The sequence below is a fragment of the Acinetobacter sp. YH12097 genome, from assembly GCF_013419225.1.
Classification (GTDB): Bacteria; Pseudomonadota; Gammaproteobacteria; order Pseudomonadales; family Moraxellaceae; genus Acinetobacter; species Acinetobacter amyesii.
Genome location: NZ_VPAN01000010.1, coordinates 22,761 through 43,440, shown reverse-complemented (window position 1 = coordinate 43,440; position 20,680 = coordinate 22,761). Strand labels below are relative to the sequence as shown.

The window sequence follows — 20,680 nt, the reverse complement described above, 5'->3', positions numbered from 1 at the left end:
AATATTACTAAATCAAAATTGGGCAAAGTCTGTTTTGATTCATGCTTTAATAAAGCAGATTAAATTTAAAGTGATTTATCTGTGTTTTTAAAACCCTCAATGCAAGTCGTACCGACGCTCAATCAGGATTATCCCGATTGGCATCAAGGTCGTCAGCACTATGCTTTGTGGTATATAGAAATACAGGATCCTGAATTATTGGCGTATCTCGCAGCACTTCGAGCGCAGTTTTCAGATCTTTTATACACGCCAAATACGCGCCAATTTCATATTACCGTGTTTATTTGTGGCTTTATTGAAGAGTTAAATAAAACCCAATTAATAGATCATTCTGAACAACGATGGAATGATAATTTCTCAGCAGATGAATTGGCACTGCACCGACAACAACTTCGACAGTTATCGCTATCTAATATTCGGTTACGTACAGGTCAGATCAATAGCTTTCAAAGCGCGCTGTTTATTGAAATTGTGGATGTAGATCGTAAGTTAGACCATCTACGTCAAGCTTTGAATTTAAGTTCGAATGAAATTGCACCAATCGAATATTGTCCGCATATCACATTGGGCTTGTATAAACGGGCATGGAATAGCGATGATATTTTTGAAAGAATCCAACAAATTGAACAGCACAGCTTTGATTTTGAAAGCGAGCAACTGACTTTTGGTCATTATCAGGCTCAAGTACTACAAGGGGCATTAAGTCCTTATTATCAACATCAGTTCAGACAAAATATAGAGATGGCACAGTCATGATTCATTTTATTTTGGGTGGGGCACGTTCAGGTAAGAGCCGACTTGCAGAACAAAAAGCCAAAGAAAGTGCTCAAGCCGTGATCTATGTGGCTACAGCACAAGCCTATGATGAGGAAATGCAGGAGCGAATTCAACATCATCAAGCCGATCGCCCAGAGCATTGGGGGCTGATTGAAGAGCCTTTGTATTTAGCCGATCGCTTAGTTGAAATAGACCAAGCTCATCAAACCATTCTTATCGATTGTTTAACGCTGTGGATGAGTAATTTATTGCTGCATGAACAAGGAGACTTTCAACAGCATCAATGCCAAAAATTACTTACGGTGCTGCCAACATTAAAGTCAGACATTATTTTAGTCAGTAACGAAACTGGACTAGGCGTTGTTCCCATGGGACAAATCAGTCGAAAATTCGTCGATGAATCTGGGCGCTTACATCAACAAATGGGTCAAATCGCTGACCATGTGGTGTTTTGTGTTGCAGGTTTTCCAATGATCTTAAAAGGAGATAAAGCATGAACTGGTGGCAAGAACCCTGTCAAAATCCGAGTATCGAAGCTAAGCAACAGGCGGCAAATCACCAGTTACAGCTAACCAAACCTACGGGCTCACTTTCAGAACTTGAAAATGTTGCGGTGCAACTTGCATCATTACAAAACACGGATCAGCCCAATATCGATTTTCCGTGGATTACCATCTTTGCTGGTGATCATGGTGTGATGGAAGAAAATATTTCGGCCTATCCTCAAGCTGTCACACGCCAAATGCTACAAAACTTCACGACAGGTGGTGCATGTATTAGTGTCATTGCACGTGAGTATCAAGCCAAACTACAAGTGATTGACTGTGGTTCGGTGGGTGATGCCTATGAATATGCAGGGGTTGAGCGCTACTGTATTGCAGCAGGGACGGCAAATTTTGCTAAAACTGTTGCGATGACTGAATCTCAATGTATTGAAGCGATGAATCTTGGCCGTAAAAGTGTTGAAGATGCTATCGCTGCAGGTGCGTCTATTTATGTCGCAGGGGAAATGGGCATTGGCAATACCTGTTCGGCTTCTGCTGTCGCATGTTTTTTATTTAATGAGCCGGCCGAAAAACTGACAGGTGTTGGTACAGGTATTCGTGCTGAACAATTGGCACATAAGAAACAAGTGATTGATCAAGCTTTAGCTTTACATCAGGACTATGTCGGCCAAGATGTCTTTAAAGCTCTATGTGCTGTAGGTGGTTTGGAAATTGCCGCAATGGTTGGAGCATACATTCGCTGTGCGCAATTGGGTCTGGCAATGATCGTGGATGGATTTATTAGTACGGTTTCTGCCTTGGTCGCTGTTCGTTTAAATTCAGCTGTACGTGAGTGGATGCTCTTTGGTCATCAATCGGCTGAATATGGGCACCAACGTTTACTTCAAGCTCTTGAAGCTGAACCACTTTTGAAGTTGAATTTACGTTTAGGTGAAGGCAGCGGTGCTGGTGCGGCCTTGGGTTTAATTCGTTTGGCATGTCGTTTACATAACAACATGGCGACTTTCGCACAAGCTGCTGTGATTGGTGAAAAAGTTTAAATGGAACATTTCCGTTTAGATATATTGCGTCATGGTGAGACTGAACTGAGCCATACCTTACGTGGCTCTACAGATGATGCTTTGACGCAAAAAGGTTGGCAGCAGATGCAGCAGACCATAGATGAAGCATTAGACGGTACGTATACATACGGTTTAGCGAGCTGGGATGTCATCATCACTTCTGACTTACAGCGTTGCCGTTTATTTGCTTTGGAACTGTCTCAACAGCTTGAACGTCCAATGTTTGAAAATGCGAAGTTTCAAGAAATGCATTTTGGCGACTGGGAAGCAATATCAACCAAGTATATCTATGAAAACACCCCAGAGTTACTCGCACAGTTTTGGCAAAGTCCAAGCACATTTACGCCACCGAATGCAGAAAGTCTTCAGCAATTTCAACAACGGATCTTAAGCGGTCTAGATGAGCTAGTCTTGCAGGCTCAACAGCATCATTGGCAACGCGTTTTATTGGTTTCCCATGGTGGCGTGATTAAATTATTAAAATGTATGGCACAGCAAAGTCATTTAGATGATTTATTAAAAATGACGGCTGAATTGGGACAATTAAATTCATTCATTGTGCAAAATCGTGCAAATATTCGTCTTTTGGAGCAAAGTGAATGACACCTTTTTGGATTGCTCTACAGTTTCTCACGACTTTCCCGATTCAACTTAAAGCGATGCCATCGAAACAGCAAAATGGACAGTCTTTGCTGTTTTATCCAGCGGTGGGATTGTTGATCGGTGGCATTCTTGCCTTGCTTGCTTTTATATTTCACAGCCTGCCGATCGTCTTACTCAGTAGTATTTTGCTTGTGGTCTGGATTTGGCTCACAGGTGGATTACATCTAGATGGTTTAGCCGATACGGCAGATGCATGGGTCGGTGGCTTTGGCGATGCCGAGCGTACACTTAAAATCATGAAAGACCCTGCATGTGGGCCGATTGGTGTGTTGAGCCTCGTCGTGATTTGCTTACTTAAATGGTCGGCACTTTATGTTTCGCTACAACAGCAAATGTATTTGGCATTAATTGTATTTCCAGTATTGGGTCGTTTAGCCCCTTTATTTTTGTTTTTAACAACTCAATATGTCCGTGAAAAAGGCTTAGGCTCATCGATAGCAGCAACTATTCCACGAAAGTCGGCATACATGATATTTACACTCTGCCTAAGTGCATGTTTGTATTTTAGCTGGCCTGGAGTTGTGAGTATATTCGCGTTTATTTGTACTTTACTGTATTTACGATGGAAATTTATTCAGCGTATAGGTGGCGTGACGGGCGATACAATTGGTGCTGCGATTGAAATTATTGAGGTATCTAGTCTTTTAGCGTTTGTCATTGCACTACATTATTTAGCTGCATAGTTTTACAGATGAAACAGTTTAAATCATCATTTAAAAAGCCCAGCTATTGCACTGGGCTTTTTATTTATCCCAATAGATAAATGACCAAATGAATAAGTGATGGCCCAAGCAATACCATAAAGACCCCAGCAAGTACCATGCTCAAGCAGGCTGCAACACCTTCTTCTTTATGACGTGATAATGCTTTACTTGTACCAAATCCATGTGCGGCATTGCCAAGAGCCGCACCTTGCGCAAAGCGTGAATGCAATTTAAGCCCAGCCAAAACTAGGTCAGCCAAAGCCACGCCGGCAATCCCAGTAATCATGGTAAATAGAATCACCAATTCGACTGAACCCCCAATATTCGAGGTAAGTTCCATGGCAAAGGGGGTAGAAATGGAACGTGCCATTAAGCTATAAGACGTTTCTTGGTCAAACTGAAACAACTGTGCCAAATAAAAAGCACTGATAATTCCTGCTAACATGCCAATCACGATGCCCAAACTAATACTCAGCGCATGCTGACGGATAATTTGCCGATATTCATAGATGGGAATAGCAAAGGCCACAGTTGCCGGGCCGAGCATCCATACAATCCATTGGCTTTCTTGCATATAGGTGTCATATGAAATATGAAAGCAAAGCATGAGTATAATCAGCACAAACGGGACGAATAGTGCAGGGGAAAGAACCATATACGGTAATTTACGATGTAGCTTTTTCGCCAAAATATAACCGACAAGGGTCAGGACGAAAAACAACACTGAGATACTGTTCAACCCAAAATCGTTCATAAGGTTTTTCCTGCTGTGTTGACATCATGATCTGTCGCAGTTTGGTGTTTCGCTTTAAGTTTTGCCTCGAGTTTAAAGCCCCAATAAACCGTAAATGCTGTAAACACCATGACACAGACGGTACCCAGTACCACGGCTAAAATTAACTGCCAGCCAGAGCTGAGTAATAAATCTTGATATTTAATTAATCCAACTACACAGGGGATAAAGAATAGAACCAGTTCAGCCAAAATAAAATCTGAGCCTTGTTTGACCCACTGCATTTTAAATAAACCACTCAACAATGCAGCTAATAGCAGCAATAAACCAATCACGCCAGCAGAGATCGGCAAGTTAAACCATGATTGAATGCAAGAGCCGATCCACCAGATCAATATCAATAAACTTAGCTGCGCTAAGGTCTTGAGAAACTGGGTAAATTTGGAAATAGATTGTGGAAGCGTATCCATGAGACGACAGTAGAATAGGAGATGACGCTATTTTAAAAGTGCATACCCTGTATAATTATGAATAATTAATTATTAATTATGCTTAAATGGAATAATAATGGACATTAAAAGCCTAAAAGTCTTTGTGACCATCGTACAAAAACAGAGTTTTAGTCATGCAGCAGAAGCGCTTTTTGTCACTCAGCCGACCATTAGTAAATTAATTCGTCAGTTAGAAGACGAGATCGGCGTGCCTTTATTTCATAAAGGAGAAGCAGGTCGAAAAAGGGAAGCACAGCTCACCTATATGGGAGAGCAGATTTATCAGCATGCCTTAGTGATTTTGAACGAACAACAACGGATGCTTGATACGGTCACACAAGTGCGCGCCTTAAAACAAGGTAAATTGACCCTCGGTTTACCACCATTGGCATCGGTGCTATTTAGTCAGTTAATTGCATTGTTTCATCGAAAATATCCGAATATTGAATTGAGCTTTTTTGAGGTTGGGGCGACGGGTATTGAAAGTGCCATTTTAAAAAAACAGGTCGATGTCGGAATTATTTTGGGGCACTTGAAACCGGTATTAAGCGGTATACCAGTCATGGAATCACCTTTGTGCTTATTATCCAAAAAAAACTCACAATGGCGAAAGCGAAAAACCGTTTCGTTGATTGAATTAAAAGAAGAGTCATTTTTATTGTATGACGATACCTTCACACTCAATGACATCATTATACAGGCGGCAAACTACGTCGGATTTGAGCCCAATGTAGTGTGTAAAAGTAGCCAGTGGGACTTCATCGCCAAAATGGTAGATTCAAATGTCGGGATTGCACTCCTGCCTAAAATTTATTGTGAACAACTTGATGCGGCAAAATACCATATGGCTGAATTAGAAAATCCAAACCTAGACTGGAAACTCAGTATGGCCTGGAATACCACTGTTGCCATGAGTCCCGCAACGCGTGCTTGGCTAGAAATAATTGAGGACAATAAAGACAAAATACATTTTTAGTTCATTCTCAGATCAATTCGATGAAATAAATGATTGGAAATGAAGGTCGATTTATGATTTGTATATCAAAGATTATTGAAAAGGATTTTGCAAAATCAACAGGCATGAATTAAATTGGGTGTTGGTCGTTATTTTTGATGGTTCATAAAATGAAATGGGATGATATTGGTCAACAACCGTGTTCAATCGCTCGTGCGCTTTCAGTGCTAGGGGATCGTTGGACCATGTTGATTATCCGTAATGCATTTATGGGCATTCGACGTTTTGATGACTTTCAACAAAATCTCGGTGTGACGCGTCATGTGTTATCCGACCGATTAAAGCGTTTGGTTGAAGAGGGTATTTTAACCAAAGTTGCTTATGTCGAGCGTCAGGAACGTTTTGAATATCGACTGACGCAAAAAGGCTTAGACTTGTATCCAATCCTTTTAGCTATGACCCATTGGGCCGATCAATATATGGATCAGGGCTTAGGATCACCTGTTGAATATGTCCATCAGGCATGTGGGCAAAAATTTAAACCGGTTTTAGTGTGCTCATGTTGTGCTGAACCGATCCAAGCCAAACAGGTCAAACCGATATTTACCCAAGCCTATTACATCGCTCTAAATCAATTAAAACCTGCATAAGCTGTTTTTATGGCTTTCTTCAAGATGCTGATTTGCATCTATTTAGCCAAATTAGCCTAAGCAGTATTTGGGTTGCTTTAAAATCACAAACAATTTGCAGGTTTAGGGATGCCCGCTAAACGACTTAAATGTCGAGCGACCAAACCGGTGTTAAATTTGTCTTGTAACACCGCATTATTAATATCAGCGCTCACCGTTTTCATTAAAAATTTAATGAGTGGGCGAGTTGCTGGCGAGTGACCAAACTGTTGATAAAACTGTCGCACAGCTTGTAAAACTTCAAAATGCCAAGGGCTTAACTCAAGTTCTAAACTTTTAGCCAGTTCTTGGGCAACAGCTTCATTCCAAATAGTGTAATCCACCAAATGGCCATCTTGGTCTAATTCAAGATTCATATTCGTTCCAAAAGAGAAGATTGTAGAAATGGATCGCTTTCACTCAAATTATTTGAGTGAAATACATCTTTTAAATCTGAGGCATAGATCAGCAAAAGCGGCATAGTCGATCACTTTCATATGACTATAATTCATACTTTTACCTAAAATTTCAGCATCATTTTCAAGTACATAACATGTGCCAAATTGCTGAATTTGTTCATCTGCAATATGTAAGACTGCTTCACCCATCAGGATGATTGCATCTTCAGGGTTGATTAAACTGGCTAACTGCTGGATGTGCTGTAGGGTATTGGCATAGCTGGCTTGGACTAAATACAGCGTAGAATTTGACATCATCATTCCTCTTTTTACCAATACAACACATGATCGAATTGTTGAATCAATTCGGTATTGAATTGAACAAATTCGAGTTCTTGTTCACTGTTGATCACAAAAGGATGCTGTGAATTTTTTTGTTCAATATAAATCGGGGTGAGATCATAAAACTCAAAGCTATCAACCATGTTGGATGCGAGTTTAAATGCATGCTTGAGCTGATTAAACTCTTGTTCTGCCTGAAGTAAGCTCAGCGCAGCATCTTTGAGCAACACTTTAACGTCACAGCCGAAGGTTGCAAGCACCATGGTTGCAGAAAGACTTTCATGTACTTGTAAGCTTGCAAGATTTGCATGAGTTAAAACAACCAGTACAGATTTCACGTAATTTTCCTTTTCAATGCTACAAATGCGCGGCAATCAAAATACTTAGAATTGCAATAAACGGTCAGCAGCTTGTACGGCATCGGCGAGTTCGCCTAGGCCCACAAGTTCAAATTGCTCAGCTAGATTATGTTGCTGAATATTGTGACGCTGTGCATTTTCCTGATCTGTGATCCCACGTGCGAGAGCTGCACTTACGCAAACAGGTAAACGAATGCCGAGTTTTTGCCATTCACTACTGAGTTTGCGTTGATCATCTGGCACCCATTGCAGGGCATTTGCGACATTTACACCATCTTGATAGAAAAAAACCCGAAAGTTTTCGCCTTTTTGCTTCAGCGCTTGGGCAAGACCCAAAGCATGCCAAGCCAATATCGAAGTGGGTGAGGAGGTAATTAGTAATAGAGTACTCATCGAAATTCACTAAATGAATAAACGGTCTAGATCGACAGTTTGTTCTGAGTTCAGAAGAAAAAGCTAGTATACAATGATTTACTCAATGATCTGAATATTTGCACAGTTTTGCTTATTTAGGCAGCACTGCCATTGCAAATTTTTCTTCAAATAGAACGATTGGTATAACATTGGGTTTAATTTGGATTCAGCCTCGAGCCATCACTTTTTCATAAATAAACTCTACGGTTACATACTGAAAAATCTTTATATGAATAAAACGCAATTTTTGATTTTACAGAGTGCTATGATCTTTTCATTTTTTAAACCATCTCATGAATATAGAGAAATTTAATTTAAGTTTATTTAATTCAATCAATGCTTCGGACAATGCTTTAGATTTCACTATTTCTTTTGCCATATTTATTGCCAATGATCTATTTTATATCGTGATTCTTTTGATGTTTTTGGCTTGGTTTAAAGGCAGTTTTGACACCAAAAAACAAATCGTTAAAGCCACAGTTTTTACAATCGTCGCTTTTCTGATCAGCCAAGTGATTTCGAGTTTCTTTTACTATCCTAGACCCTTTGTCTTGGACGTCGGACGCACGATTATAGAACATTCACCGAATGGATCCTTCCCGAGTGATCACATGCTGTTTTTTAGCACGATTGCATTTTCTTATATATTTTCAAAGCAAAAAACCGTCGGCTATGTATTTCTCGCATTCGCTTTTCTTGTGGCGTGGTCGAGAGTCTATTTAGGTGTGCATTATCCAATGGATATGGCGGGCGCGTTGATCATCGCTGTTTTGCTTAATTTTGTCGGACTGTCTTTATGGCGAAGCTATGGTTTTCATTTGGTGAGCATGATATTAAAAGTTTACGAGTTCCTATTCTCAGCCATGATTAAAAAAGGCTATATCCGCTAAATTAAGTTGCTTAGATATTTGCGATTTCAAACGTTTGCTGCTGTTATAGTTACATTGCCAACATCTTGCCAGATGAATATTTATGATGATTCATCTGGCGTTCACATCCAGATTCTATACCTCAAAAAATAGTCAGACTGCTCAATTCCATTTGCTCATTCGAGCAGGTGTTTTCTAGTTCGACTGTCCTACATCAAATATTTAGTAGTGCGAATTTTTTTAAATATCTTCTTCTAAAAGCGTTCACTCAAATACCACGTAATCTTGAGATTTCTTCAAAATTGATTGGCTAGCGAGGTCATTTGTCGTAAATCAAATACAGTTAATATTCATAACTGCAACACAGTCAAAATTCCAAAGCAGTAAGATAAAACTAGAATGCTCTTGCAGATTGTTCGGCTCATGGAAAATGCTGAGGCGAGGTTTAATAATTTTGATCTGTAGAAAAGTTGGTGACTACTTCAAGATGATGCCAAAGAGTTGTAAAAGCTTGATAACTATAAGGAGTATCTAAACAATGATTTTAGTGACTGGTGGTTTAGGCTTTATAGGCTCACATATAGCCTTGAGTTTAATGGCTCAAGGTCAAGAAGTCATTATTGTGGATAATTTATCCAATGCAAATTTACAAACACTTGAACGACTAGAATTTATTTCAGGCATGTATGTACCTTTTGTCAAACTCGATATTCGAAATACTCCCGCACTCAATAAAGTATTTGAACAATATACCGTCGATGCTGTCATTCATACGGCAGGCTTTAAGTCATTTGAAGAATCCGTCCTTAAACCACTTGAATATTATAATGATAATGTCAGTTGTATCATGAGTTTGCTGCGTGCTATGCAGCGAACAGGTGTACGAACACTGATCCATTTATCAAGTTTAGCGGTATATGGACAGTCGTCGGCAGAATTAACAGAAGACACAGAAATCAATTTTACCTATCCAAATCCCTATGTGAAATCTCAACAAATGGTGGAAGAAATTATACGGGATACGGCACGTACTGATAATGAGTGGAAAATTGCGATTTTGCGTTTAGGAAACGTCGCAGGTGCTTTCGAGCATGCAGTTTTAGGTGAGTTTGTAGCGCCATTGCCAAAAAATATCGTGCCACTAGCGATGCAAGTTGGGGCTTTACAACGAGATTTTATCGAACTTCGCAAACAAGCTACAACTGGAGATGGTACTGTGGAACGGAGTTTCTTGCATGTACTCGACTGTTGTAAGGCGGTGTGGCAATGTTTGCAATGGTTGTCGCAGCAGCAATTCGCCTGTGAGGCTTTTAATATTTCAGGTGAGTTGGTTTCGATACAGCAACTATTAGATACGCTTTCAGAAGTAACTAAGGCCGAGATTAAGACTGTCGAATCTACTTTTTATCCAAGCCATGAATATGACCAGCTTGGGGCAAGTACACAGAAAGCGAAAAGTACTTTTGATTGGCAGCCTGAACAAGATTTAAAGAAAATGCTAGAAGATGAATGGCGTTTCTATCAACAAACATTAAGAGGTAATTAACTCGTCTTGTATTGGGTGAATTTAATCATCGTGCATGATTTTCTTTATAAAATCACGATAAAGATTATCAAATAAACCACTTATAATTGATAATGGTTATTATTTACAAGTCTAAACAAGTTACCTAAACTGTATTTATCAGCAGAATTTGATTCTGCACAGACGTTCAATTTTATAGATAAGGATATGAGGTCATTTATGCAAACACGTATTGAACATGACACAATGGGCGATGTTGAAGTACCTAGCGATGCGATGTGGGGTGCACAAACACAGCGTAGTTTGCAAAACTTTAAAATTGGTGGTGAACGTTTACCACGTCCAATGATTCGTGCAATGGGTCTCGTTAAAAAATCAGCAGCGATTACTAACGCAGCATTGGGTCAAATCCCTCAGGAACTTTCTGGTTATATCGTCAATGCAGCCGAAGAAGTGATCTCAGGGCAGTGGGATGCACAATTTCCACTGGTAGTTTGGCAAACTGGTTCAGGTACGCAAAGTAACATGAACTGTAATGAGGTAATTGCCAATATTGCCAATCAAAAACTGGGTAATCCGTTGGGCTCACAAAAACCTGTCCATCCCAATGATCATGTCAATCGTGCTCAATCGACCAACGATTCATTCCCAACCGCAATTCATGTGGCTGCAAGTCTACAAATCAATGAGCTTTTAATTCCTGCAGTAACAAAACTGCGTAATACCTTAAAAGCTAAATCTAACGATTTTAAAGATATTGTTAAAATTGGCCGTACACATTTACAGGACGCAACGCCTTTAACATTAGGCCAAGAGTTTAGCGGCTATGTTTCACAGCTCGATCATGGTTTGAAGCGTTTAAATCAAGCTTTAGAAGGACTGTATGAATTACCACTAGGTGGTACAGCGGTCGGTACAGGTCTGAATGCACATCCTGAATATGCTGTAAAAGCAGCAGCAGAACTTGCGAAACAAACGGGTCTGCCATTTGTCACTGCGCCAAATAAATTTGAAGCACTAGCAGGGCGTGATGCAGCTGTATTCGCGTCGGGTGCTTTAAAAACACTTGCTGCAAGTTTAAATAAAATCGCCAATGATGTGCGCTGGTTAGCCAGTGGCCCACGCTGTGGTTTTGGTGAGCTACGTATTCCAGAAAATGAACCAGGCTCAAGCATCATGCCAGGTAAGGTCAATCCAACTCAAAGTGAAGCCATGACAATGGTGGTTGCTCAAGTACTTGGAAATGACACAACCATTAATGTTGCCGGTGCATCGGGTAACTTTGAATTAAACGTGTTTATGCCTGTTATTGCCTTTAACTTATTGCAATCTATTCAACTCCTCGGTGATGCATGTAATAGCTTTAATGACCACTGTGCAGTAGGCATTGAGCCAAACCGTGAAAAAATCGATCATTTCTTACATGATTCATTAATGTTAGTTACGGCACTCAATCCTGTAATTGGTTATGAAAATGCTGCAAAAGTTGCTAAAACTGCATATAAAGAAGGTAAAACTCTAAAGCAAGTTGCGGTAGAACTCGGTTTAGTCACTGCAGAGCAATTTGATGAAGTGGTTCGTCCTGAGCAAATGGTTTTACCCAATACCAAATAAATTGGTTTGAGATCATTCATCTAGAGTGTTTGAAAATAAAAAGAGGGGCTGATTCATATTCAGCCCCTCTTTTTATTGGATATATGATTGAATTATTTTTCAACTAGTTATTGCCTAACACAGATTCTTTGGATTCATATTCATCTTGAAATGTATGTATAGAAACCAGACGATTTATTAAAAATAGGGAAACGAACAAAATGAAGAAAGGCCTGATGATGAAGCGAGTAATTCATTGGATTGGGCTTTGAATTCATTGGCACACTTGTTAAAATGCCTTTCTTTTTCTGTTTTCGTTGCTATTTGACATTTGTTTGAATAAATATTTGCAAGACAGTGTTTTATTTAAGGATTTCCCCCAATGCTCACCATCTATTTGACAGATGTCCAAAAGAACGTTCAATTTAAAGACTATCCGGGCGAGCATCCTGTTAAATTTGTTTTGAATTTTAAAAAGATTTTCCCAAGTGTTATGGAGCTTTTGCTACCAGTTTTGCCTGAAAATGAAAATCTTGAAGAAATGAGCTGGGAATCGACAACGACAGATTTTGAAAAATTTAAATTGCTACTCAGTGGTTGGGGCGTAATCGAACTACGTTTGAATGCTATTGCCCAATATAAAGACCGTGCTTATGCAGATAACTTGGTAAAAAAAGCACAGCAAAAGCGCAAAGAATATAAAAAAGCACAGTCAAAATTACAAACTGTTGAACTGGATTATCTATTCATGCACGAAGTTCATGGTTTGATTGATGCAGAGTTGGTTGAGTTAGGTGAAAAATTCTATCTACCGACGTTACGTGAGCTTTGGAAAAACCAAGTGTCAGCGAATGTACTAGAAGCAAAATTCTAAACGTCAAAAAGTTAGTCGAAAAATCCTCCGCTTAGGAGGATTTTTTATATGTACAGCAGAACTTCAGATTTACTTCGGCAAGTGACTGTTTCATAGTGACCCATCAAGTAACTGAAGCATTGATCCTAAACAATATCGTGAACGGTCATCCCTTCTAAATACTTAAAATATTTCTGCTTAAAGGCTTTTAGACTTAACCAGTCATTTGTAGAAGGTCGTCTAATTCGATGGTAGTAAACTTTGAGAATAATACAGCATCGGTTTCTTTTCTAGTAGTAAACACTACCGTGAATCACATGGTCTTTTAATGTGGGAGACAAGCTTCGCTTACTGCATTATCCCATGAGCAGCATACTGTGTAAGGTCGCGACGGTTGTATACTAGAATACCGTTATTCATCAATAAATAGCCCCTACAATCATGATTACAGTACTTCGAGTCTGTGAAGTATTGCTTTGCAAGGAAATGTACCATGCACCTGTTTGGATAACCTTGATGAGCTACTGCTTAATTAAATGCATTACACGCATATCAATTGATGGTCTGATTTTACTTGACCATTACAATGGCTAGTTTGCCAACAGACAGTACAACGACTAAATAAACTTAGCATCCACATAAATACAACCCATCTTGCTTGGTACTGATATAAGTAATATCCGTTGTATGCTTATATTTGCGTGCAACTTTATTCAGTAAACTTAGCTTTTTAAATATTCTTAGATTCTACAGACAGAACATTCATTCATACGATAATCAAGATCATGTATGTCATGGACATGATTGTGCGCCTAAATGAGTATGATGCTGCCAATGAATAGCTTTCAAATCATCATACATAAATAAATCTAACATTTTTCATGCATAGAAGCGTGAAGTGCTGACACCTAGATATTTGCAGGCAGAAGAGACTGCAGTGATTATTTTTAACTGATCGGTGATAGATTTAAGTAAGTATATCGTTGCTTTGAATACTTTCTTAGCTTTACGAGTATAGGGCTATGCTGGCAGCATGTCGAAAGACACAGCAAACTATTAGCGAAAGAGTCTCTCAAAGATGCTAAAACTTGAAAATCATAAATGCGGACATTAAAAAGCCCCATGGTTAGGGGCTAGTCGTATCACTCGCGTGATACTCATATAAGGCTCATCTCATACTGCATGTATTAAAACATAAAATCGAAAAAATTGCTGAGCAAATTAGGCGGGTAAAACTAGGTTATTTTAGAAAAAAGCGATCGCTATACTTTGCCCTGAACATTTGTTCATTTCACTATAACCATAAAGAACTATATTGATGAAAGAATATAAAGTTGTTATCTATCAAGAAGGCATGCTGGGATCTTTACTGCTTGGCTCTTCAAAAGTTGATCCTGTTAAATTCACCAATTTTTTAAATCAAAATGCGCAGCAAGGTTGGGCGGTGATTACGATGGAAAAAGATATCCGCCGTATGCTACTTTTTTGGAAGCGTGAAGCTTATGTAGTTGTTTTGGATAGAGAAATATGAAATATGGTGTCTTTAGCGCACTTATTATTTCAGTTTTATGGGGGTTATTAGCCATCGCTCAGTTGTGGTTTGAGTTGCTCAGTGTCGAAGTATTTACCAAAATAACCGTCACTGTGGCGATTCTAGAAGCCATCATTATTATCGCAACATTGGTCATACGTGAGTATTTGACAGATAAAAAATTGAAAAAAGATGGCTTTATAGATTAGACCGCATAAATAGGGCGATTGAGTGCTGAACTCAATTGCCCTTAAATTTTAAAGTCATCTTATAGATTAAATCTATATTGGCTCATTACTCAATCATCATAAGGTCAGCACTGCTGGCAGATTTTAATTGTCGTAGCGCAAAAATAGAGCGTGTATGGCGTATACCTTTCATAGAATATAAGTTTTTACGCAAAAAACGCTCATAGTGTTCAGCATTTTTAACCGCAACTTTCACTAAATAATCGTAATCGCCAGTGACTAAATGTGCCTCTACCACTTCTGGCATATTGGCTAAAGTTTCACTAAATTGATCTAAAATTTCATCATCGTGACGTTCTAATGTGATTTCAATAAAGAATAATTCATTGATCCCAATCGATTTTGGATTGATGTTGGCTGTATAACCATCGATAATTTTTAAATTTTCTAGACGTTTTAAGCGTGTCCAACATGGCGAAGAGGAGAGACCAACACGTTCAGAAAGCTGGGCTATGGTGAGTCGTCCATCTTCTCTTAATGCGGATAATATTAAACGATCAATTCTGTCGAGGTTGTGTCGTGCTTCACTCATGCCAAAATAGAATATAATTGAGAAAAAATAGTTATATCATTTTTTGCAATGGTCGGCTGAAGAAAATTAGTACACTCGGACTTGCAATGCAGATTTTAAAGATAGAAAAATAAATTATGTAAGGTGTTAGGCAGGGTGATTGAAGCTAAAAATAGAAAATCTTGTGCAGATTATAAAAAAACCACTCAGCCGGATTACTGACTGAGTGGCAAAAACTTAAGCGTGTAACTGTTGTTCAATGATCGGCCATAGGTTTTGATGTGACGATTTAAACATCAACATATGTCCGATGGCTTTATGACCTGTTTCTTTCGGTTTTAACTCAATCATTTGAGTCGAAGCATTCGGGTATAAGCGCAGCAAGTCTTTGACATTGGCTTCCGTGGCGATTTCGTCATCAGAGCTCCATACGGCAGTGATCGGACAGCTCACCTGTTGATGAAAATCATGCTGAACAGTTTTGCCTAAGGCGTTGATGACATAACCGGGTTTGCTACAAAATTCAGCCCATTCACGAGCAACATCTTTTGGCAAATTTTCACCCATGCCAATCGCATTAGTCGGGCCATAGCCAATGGTATAGCGTGCAATCGGGAAGATCACATTAAACATCACTGGAGCTAAAAGCTTGGTGCGACCTTTAAGATCTTTGACATGACCTGTAGAGCCAGAAACAGCAACCACTTTGGCAACTTTGTCATAATTTGGCACGATACCTAATAATTGTCCGCCTGCGCTATGACCGAGTAATATGACTTTAGGTGCCTGCGTTTTACTGATCAAAGCGTCGATTGCCGCAGGGATATCTAGCTGCCCCCATTGCACAATACTTGCTGTCGATTGTTTTAAAGGGCTGTGTAGCGACTCACCAATACCACGAAAATCGAAAACTAAAACGTCATAGCCTTGTTGGCTCAACCATGTTGCATAGCTATTATAAAATTGCTTGGTAATGCCTGTGGCTGGACAAATCAACACAGGTAAAGCCTGTTTGAGCTCTGTCTGGTGCGGATAAAAGCGCGCACTCAGTGAATAGCCGTCTTGGCAATGAATCGTGAGTTTTTCAGATGATGACATGATTCAAACTTCATGGGTGTGTTCCGATGTCACTAATTTACACAAGTTCCAAAAAGAAACCTGAAAAGAGTATGACTCTAAAGTCATGTCATAACAGGTTTGAAGCAAGTACTATTGCAGAAGAAATACAGATAAAAATAATGCGTATAATTGAACAATGGATGTAAATTAAAATGGACATGCTTCAACTTTCGAGTGCAGTAAAAATTGCGATAGTTTTTAGTGGGATTTATTTATGGGTAGGTATGCTCACAGGTGTGTGGAAATATGCACAAATAAGGCAGTCTGAACTGGCACGTGCGCATTATTATGTAGATATCGCACATCGGAGCAGTTTGTTATACGCCCCAGCGACGCTTATTTTAGCGGTATTGGCCTATTTTTCAGCACTTCCACATACACTCAATTTACTCTTTGTAATCATCAATTTGTTCTTTTTTAGCTTTTCGATTTTAAGCTATGTGCTGCATGGCTTTTTAGCTGATACCACCAATCAATTTAAAGTACCGCACGTCTTAGGCAAATGGCATTTACCTAAATGGATGATGAGTATGGCAATGCTTGGATTGGTGATTGGCGAGTTAATTGCAACACTCGGATTGCTCTTCGGAGTCATCGTTAAATTTTGGTTTTAAGCAAAGTAGTATCAAATAAAAATCGTATCAATTAGATTGGAGGCTAATTAGGAGATAAAAGCTTTTAAAGTGCAGACGATTGTTAGGTCGAAGAATTTATATAAACAAAATTTTAAGTTCTGCAGAATTGAAAATTTATGAGAAAAGGCTGATGATTTTCTGGTTATTTTAGGGATTATTTGTATTGTTATTTAAAAAGGATTAAATGATCGAGAAGGTGGGGGTGGCATCTTTCTTTTTTCAAGATGGATGATGCCTCATCCATCTTCTAACTTAAAATTCTGTTGATTTTTGCTTTCGATATTTGTGGTCAATGACTGCCCATAAATAAAAGGCTACAGAGACAATAAGCGCATAAGCAAAATATTCAGGTCTTAAATTTCCTTGTATTAAGCCTTGAATAAGTAGTGTCAGCATGAGAGCAATAGTGGTGCTTGTATAGGTCACCATGTTCTTATTTGCCTTCAGAGCGTTAATGAAGAATTGCTTTTTGAAATGTACTGATAACATCTCCACCCCTCCTTGTTGTTGTTTAGCCAAAACCCATGATTTTGGTCAGGTTTGAACTACTGTTGTACTTCGAAACTAGAAGTATTTCAATAGCAAATGTCATTATTTTGTCATAAAACTATGTTAGATCATCGTATAAGAATAATCATTTTATTCATATACTAAATATTATGAATCTAAAGGTGTTGACTGGTGAGTAAAATGGTCGATGCATAATATCTATGTATGAATAAGCAATATATATACCAACACGGGTATATCGGCTTTATGACACGAAACCGCCTAGCTTACAGTCTGAATCGGGCTTAATCATGGAGTTTGTGTACGGTGTATTTTGCAGAAAGTAGTTGTATTTTAACTATTATTATATTTTGTAGCCAAAGGGCTGGATTTTTTTCTCATCATGAAAATAAAACTTTATTAAAAAAGTTCAATGACTTAGGATTTTTGCGCTGTAGTAGGACAAATAAAAGTCAGTTTGGGTAAAACTCGACAATTATTGGTCACAGGTAAAATCGTCATTCGGGTAAAACTCCGATTTTAGACAGGTCAAAAAAGGTTATTTTTTAACTTTGTCAATTACAGCAGCAATAATCAGCACAATCACAGAAGGGATCAGCCATGCTAAATTTTGTTGAGCAAGCGGTAGATTGGCAATAAAGCTTGGAAGCGCATCTTCGAAACCAGCTACTTTTAAACCATCAAAAATACCGAAAATAAACGCACAAGCGGTAACAGGAGCAATAACTCGTGATGGTGAAATAAACCATTTAGAGCAGAAGCTAAGTAGGATAACTGCAATCGCAGGTGGATAAATTGCACTTAAAACAGGCACTGAAACTGCAATGAGTTTGGTTAAACCTAAGTTTGAAATCAGCAGTGAGAAACCAACTAAAATGAACACAAAAACTTTGTATGGAATTTTAGTCAATTCTGAGAAATATTCAGCACATGCGCAGGTCAAGCCAATCGCGGTAACCATACATGCAACAAAGATCATTGCAGATAGGAAATAAGCGCCCATATCACCAAATGCATGTTGTACATATGCATGCAGGATCACTGCACCATTTGTTGCATTTGGAGCAATATCATGGCTGCCCATACCGAGTTTGAACAAGCTGATATAAACCAGTGTAAGTCCAATACCTGAAATAATACTGGCAATGACAGCATACTTGGTGACGAGCTTACTATCCGTTACACCACGTGAAGTAATGGCTTTTACGATCACGATACCAAAAACTAAAGCACCTAAAGTATCCATGGTTAAATAACCATTGACCACACCTTCAGAAACTGGTGCAGCCACGTAGTTACCAATTGCAGGCGGAATTACACCAGCAGGGATAAAGAACGCAGAGATACCCAGTACAATGAGACCTAAGATCTTGAGCGGTGAAAGGAAATAACCCACAGTATCCAAAATTTTGTTTGGATAAAGTGAAACAATGGTCACTAATGCAAAATAAATCACGCTATAAATTAGCAGACTGTTTGCGCCGTTACCAAAATAAGAAGAGAAACCAATTTCATATGAAACGGTAGCTGTACGAGGTGTTGCAAATAAAGGTCCAACAGCTAAGTAACACGCGACAGTAAGGATAATGCTGGCTGCTTTACCCAAAGGTGAACTTAAAACTTGAATAGAACCTTCAACACGCGACAAAGCAATAATCGTGATGACAGGTAGACCAACTGCGGTGATTAAGAAACCAAATGCAGCTAACCAAACATGTTCACCCGCTTGCTGTGCGACAATTGGTGGGAAAATAATGTTGCCTGCACCAATAAACAGTGCGAAGGTCATAAAACCTAAGGCAACAATATCCCGTGTACGAAGACTTGTCATAAAGGGGAGATGAACTGTGAAAAAAGGCAATTTTAGTGCAATTAAGCTCGTTTTTGGAGCAAAATTTATAAATCGTATAGATAGTTTTTATAATACGAATCATGAATATATTGACAGATAAAATAATGTTTTATTTATATTTATGATAAATAAAAGAAATTTATTGTATATAAAATTTTTATAGGAATAAGTTTAGCTATTAAGATTTATCAGATATAAATCAATTGTTCTAATTTTCAGCACTAAATAGGATGCTATAAGCCGAATAAATGCAGAAATATTGGCTGAATAAAACAAAAAAAATCTAAAAGGTCTATAATTCGGTGTATTCAAATTTGAGGATATTCAGATGAAAGCTTCCAAAATCACGATTAAAACCGAGCAAGATATTGAAAAATTACGCATTTCAGGTCGTTTAGCTGCTCAGGTTTTAGAGATGATCGGGGAGTATGTCAAGCCGGGCGTGACCACTGAATATCTAGACGATATCTGTAATGATTTTATCGTCAACACACTTAAAGTGATTCCTGCCAACGTTGGCTACTATGGCTATACCAAAACCACCTGTATTTCACCGAATGAAGTGGTTTGTCATGGTATTCCTTCGAAAGAAACTGTATTGAAAGATGGCGACATTATCAATATTGATGTTGCCATCATTAAAGATGGTTATTTTGGTGATACCAGTCGTATGTACTATGTGGGTGAGGTTTCGCCTGCGGCTAAAAAGTTAGTGGAAACTACCTACGAAGCCATGGTTGCAGGGATTCATGCAGTTAAACCGGGAGCAACTTTGGGGGATGTAGGCTATGCCATTCAACAAGTTGCTCATCGTGAAGGCTACAGCATAGTACGTGAATACTGTGGTCACGGAATTGGTAAGGTTTATCATGAGCAACCGAGCGTTTTACACTATGGTCAACCGGGTCAAGGTGTGATTCTGAAAAAAGGCATGGTCTTTACCATTGAACCGATGATTAACAGCGGTAAAGCGCGAACTAAAGAGTTAAAAGATGGCTGGACAGTGATTACTGCAGACCGCTCTTTATCTGCACAGTGGGAACATATGGTGGTTGTAACCGATAGTGGTTTTGAGTTGCTATCTCCATGGCCAGAAGGTACAGGTACATATCCTGCAATCTAAGCTAAATCGCGAATTTAATCCTGAATCTGCTGTATCTAAATGATTGAAGTTAAATTAAATTATACATGTGTATAATTTTTGACTTTAGTCTAATAATTTGTGGTGTGTATGAACGTTATAGGTTTTAAGACTAAGAGGTTTTGTCTATAGCTTAATTTATAAGGCTTTGCTTATAACTCTGAAAATCAGTTAGAGCTATTAACGATTTAATAAAGATGTATTTTATTTATATAATATGAT

25 protein-coding genes and 1 pseudogene are annotated in these 20,680 nt (G+C 38.7%); 15 read left to right on the top strand and 11 right to left on the bottom strand.

All coding sequences use genetic code 11. The features are described 5' to 3' along the window. Positions 1–81: 81 nt before the first annotated feature. From FTU37_RS06535 to FTU37_RS06515, 5 genes are read left to right on the top strand one after another with little or no spacing between them, the layout of a single operon-like run. On the top strand, positions 82–756 hold the full coding sequence (locus FTU37_RS06535; protein WP_373686289.1) for a 2'-5' RNA ligase family protein: 675 nt from the start codon (positions 82–84) through the stop codon (positions 754–756). Then, complete coding sequence (gene cobU / locus FTU37_RS06530) at positions 753–1,274, top strand: bifunctional adenosylcobinamide kinase/adenosylcobinamide-phosphate guanylyltransferase (protein WP_180124028.1); 522 nt, start codon at positions 753–755, stop codon at positions 1,272–1,274. The genes FTU37_RS06535 and cobU overlap by 4 nt, the downstream gene beginning before the upstream one ends. Then, on the top strand, positions 1,271–2,323 hold the full coding sequence (gene cobT, locus FTU37_RS06525; protein ID WP_180124027.1) for a nicotinate-nucleotide--dimethylbenzimidazole phosphoribosyltransferase: 1,053 nt from the start codon (positions 1,271–1,273) through the stop codon (positions 2,321–2,323). The genes cobU and cobT overlap by 4 nt, the downstream gene beginning before the upstream one ends. Then, complete coding sequence (locus FTU37_RS06520; RefSeq protein WP_180124026.1) at positions 2,324–2,947, top strand: histidine phosphatase family protein; 624 nt, start codon at positions 2,324–2,326, stop codon at positions 2,945–2,947. It abuts the gene before it with no gap. Then, a complete protein-coding gene (locus tag FTU37_RS06515; protein WP_180124025.1) occupies positions 2,944–3,690 on the top strand; it encodes an adenosylcobinamide-GDP ribazoletransferase in 747 nt (248 codons plus the stop codon). Before FTU37_RS06520 ends, FTU37_RS06515 begins: the two co-directional genes overlap by 4 nt. A 64-nt stretch (positions 3,691–3,754) precedes the next feature. On the opposite strand, the gene FTU37_RS06510 is transcribed toward FTU37_RS06515, so the two are convergent. After that, complete coding sequence (locus tag FTU37_RS06510) at positions 3,755–4,465, bottom strand: LrgB family protein (protein ID WP_171262654.1); 711 nt, start codon at positions 4,463–4,465, stop codon at positions 3,755–3,757. Further along, on the bottom strand, positions 4,462–4,914 hold the full coding sequence (locus FTU37_RS06505; RefSeq protein ID WP_180124024.1) for a CidA/LrgA family protein: 453 nt from the start codon (positions 4,912–4,914) through the stop codon (positions 4,462–4,464). Before FTU37_RS06505 ends, FTU37_RS06510 begins: the two co-directional genes overlap by 4 nt. Before the next feature lie 97 nt (positions 4,915–5,011). Between FTU37_RS06505 and FTU37_RS06500 the strand changes: the two genes are divergently transcribed. Further along, positions 5,012–5,911 (top strand): LysR family transcriptional regulator, encoded by a 900-nt coding sequence (locus tag FTU37_RS06500; RefSeq protein ID WP_180054853.1) that lies wholly within the window; start codon positions 5,012–5,014, stop codon positions 5,909–5,911. 149 nt (positions 5,912–6,060) lie between these two features. Next, positions 6,061–6,540 carry a helix-turn-helix domain-containing protein gene (locus FTU37_RS06495; protein WP_078191046.1) on the top strand — a complete coding sequence of 160 codons (480 nt, stop codon included), beginning with the start codon at positions 6,061–6,063 and terminating at the stop codon, positions 6,538–6,540. 83 nt (positions 6,541–6,623) lie between these two features. Here the strand turns inward: FTU37_RS06495 and FTU37_RS06490 are convergent, their stop codons facing one another. Genes FTU37_RS06490 through tusD form a run of 4 tightly spaced genes read right to left on the bottom strand, consistent with a single transcriptional unit; the run spans position 6,624 to position 8,050 of the window. Then, on the bottom strand, positions 6,624–6,935 hold the full coding sequence (locus tag FTU37_RS06490; protein ID WP_111884335.1) for a TusE/DsrC/DsvC family sulfur relay protein: 312 nt from the start codon (positions 6,933–6,935) through the stop codon (positions 6,624–6,626). Positions 6,936–6,983: 48 nt separating this feature from the next. Next, complete coding sequence (locus tag FTU37_RS06485; protein WP_257225234.1) at positions 6,984–7,277, bottom strand: DsrH/TusB family sulfur relay protein; 294 nt, start codon at positions 7,275–7,277, stop codon at positions 6,984–6,986. Positions 7,278–7,285: 8 nt separating this feature from the next. Continuing rightward, positions 7,286–7,636: a hypothetical protein gene (locus tag FTU37_RS06480; protein ID WP_180022111.1), complete on the bottom strand. Its 351-nt coding sequence runs from the start codon at positions 7,634–7,636 to the stop codon at positions 7,286–7,288. Positions 7,637–7,681: 45 nt separating this feature from the next. Then, a complete protein-coding gene (tusD, locus tag FTU37_RS06475; RefSeq protein WP_078190984.1) occupies positions 7,682–8,050 on the bottom strand; it encodes a sulfurtransferase complex subunit TusD in 369 nt (122 codons plus the stop codon). Positions 8,051–8,364: 314 nt separating this feature from the next. On the opposite strand from tusD, the gene FTU37_RS06470 reads away from it, so the two are divergent. The 4 genes from FTU37_RS06470 (at position 8,365) to FTU37_RS06455 (ending at position 12,932) form a co-directional block, all read left to right on the top strand. Beyond that, a complete protein-coding gene (locus FTU37_RS06470) occupies positions 8,365–8,961 on the top strand; it encodes a phosphatase PAP2 family protein (RefSeq protein ID WP_180026274.1) in 597 nt (198 codons plus the stop codon). A gap of 517 nt (positions 8,962–9,478) precedes the next feature. Then, entirely contained in the window at positions 9,479–10,486 is a 1,008-nt protein-coding gene (locus FTU37_RS06465) for an SDR family NAD(P)-dependent oxidoreductase (RefSeq protein WP_180124023.1), read from the top strand. A gap of 198 nt (positions 10,487–10,684) precedes the next feature. After that, the gene (fumC, locus tag FTU37_RS06460) at positions 10,685–12,079 is read left to right on the top strand and encodes a class II fumarate hydratase (protein WP_180124022.1); all 1,395 of its coding nucleotides are present in this window, start codon (positions 10,685–10,687) and stop codon (positions 12,077–12,079) included. Between the two features lie 361 nt (positions 12,080–12,440). Next, entirely contained in the window at positions 12,441–12,932 is a 492-nt protein-coding gene (locus FTU37_RS06455) for a hypothetical protein (protein ID WP_078193829.1), read from the top strand. A gap of 125 nt (positions 12,933–13,057) precedes the next feature. Here FTU37_RS06455 and FTU37_RS16835 read toward each other — a convergent pair. Further along, a pseudogene (locus tag FTU37_RS16835) lies at positions 13,058–13,844 on the bottom strand (IS3 family transposase); the annotation flags it as partial. A gap of 385 nt (positions 13,845–14,229) precedes the next feature. Between FTU37_RS16835 and FTU37_RS06450 the strand changes: the two are divergent. After that, the gene (locus tag FTU37_RS06450; protein ID WP_180124021.1) at positions 14,230–14,442 is read left to right on the top strand and encodes a DUF4177 domain-containing protein; all 213 of its coding nucleotides are present in this window, start codon (positions 14,230–14,232) and stop codon (positions 14,440–14,442) included. Continuing rightward, positions 14,439–14,651, top strand: coding sequence for a hypothetical protein (locus FTU37_RS06445; protein ID WP_168378640.1), 213 nt, complete (start codon positions 14,439–14,441; stop codon positions 14,649–14,651). Before FTU37_RS06450 ends, FTU37_RS06445 begins: the two co-directional genes overlap by 4 nt. 85 nt (positions 14,652–14,736) lie before the next feature. On the opposite strand, the gene FTU37_RS06440 is transcribed toward FTU37_RS06445, so the two are convergent. Together FTU37_RS06440 and FTU37_RS06435 are read right to left on the bottom strand one after the other, a co-directional pair. Then, a complete protein-coding gene (locus FTU37_RS06440; protein ID WP_078188537.1) occupies positions 14,737–15,222 on the bottom strand; it encodes an Lrp/AsnC family transcriptional regulator in 486 nt (161 codons plus the stop codon). Between the two features lie 216 nt (positions 15,223–15,438). After that, positions 15,439–16,299, bottom strand: a complete 861-nt coding sequence (locus tag FTU37_RS06435) for an alpha/beta fold hydrolase (RefSeq protein WP_180007848.1) — start codon at positions 16,297–16,299, stop codon at positions 15,439–15,441. Between the two features lie 173 nt (positions 16,300–16,472). On the opposite strand from FTU37_RS06435, the gene FTU37_RS06430 reads away from it, so the two are divergent. Next, positions 16,473–16,934 carry a hypothetical protein gene (locus FTU37_RS06430; RefSeq protein ID WP_180007847.1) on the top strand — a complete coding sequence of 154 codons (462 nt, stop codon included), beginning with the start codon at positions 16,473–16,475 and terminating at the stop codon, positions 16,932–16,934. Positions 16,935–17,207: 273 nt separating this feature from the next. Here the strand turns inward: FTU37_RS06430 and FTU37_RS06425 are convergent, their stop codons facing one another. After that, positions 17,208–17,444 carry a hypothetical protein gene (locus FTU37_RS06425; protein ID WP_078188534.1) on the bottom strand — a complete coding sequence of 79 codons (237 nt, stop codon included), beginning with the start codon at positions 17,442–17,444 and terminating at the stop codon, positions 17,208–17,210. A 559-nt stretch (positions 17,445–18,003) separates the two neighbouring features. Further along, positions 18,004–19,296: a branched-chain amino acid transport system II carrier protein gene (gene brnQ / locus FTU37_RS06420; RefSeq protein ID WP_180007846.1), complete on the bottom strand. Its 1,293-nt coding sequence runs from the start codon at positions 19,294–19,296 to the stop codon at positions 18,004–18,006. Between the two features lie 349 nt (positions 19,297–19,645). Here brnQ and map point away from each other — a divergent pair, with 349 nt between their 5' ends. After that, positions 19,646–20,440: a type I methionyl aminopeptidase gene (gene map, locus FTU37_RS06415; protein WP_168378636.1), complete on the top strand. Its 795-nt coding sequence runs from the start codon at positions 19,646–19,648 to the stop codon at positions 20,438–20,440. Positions 20,441–20,680: the final 240 nt, after the last annotated feature.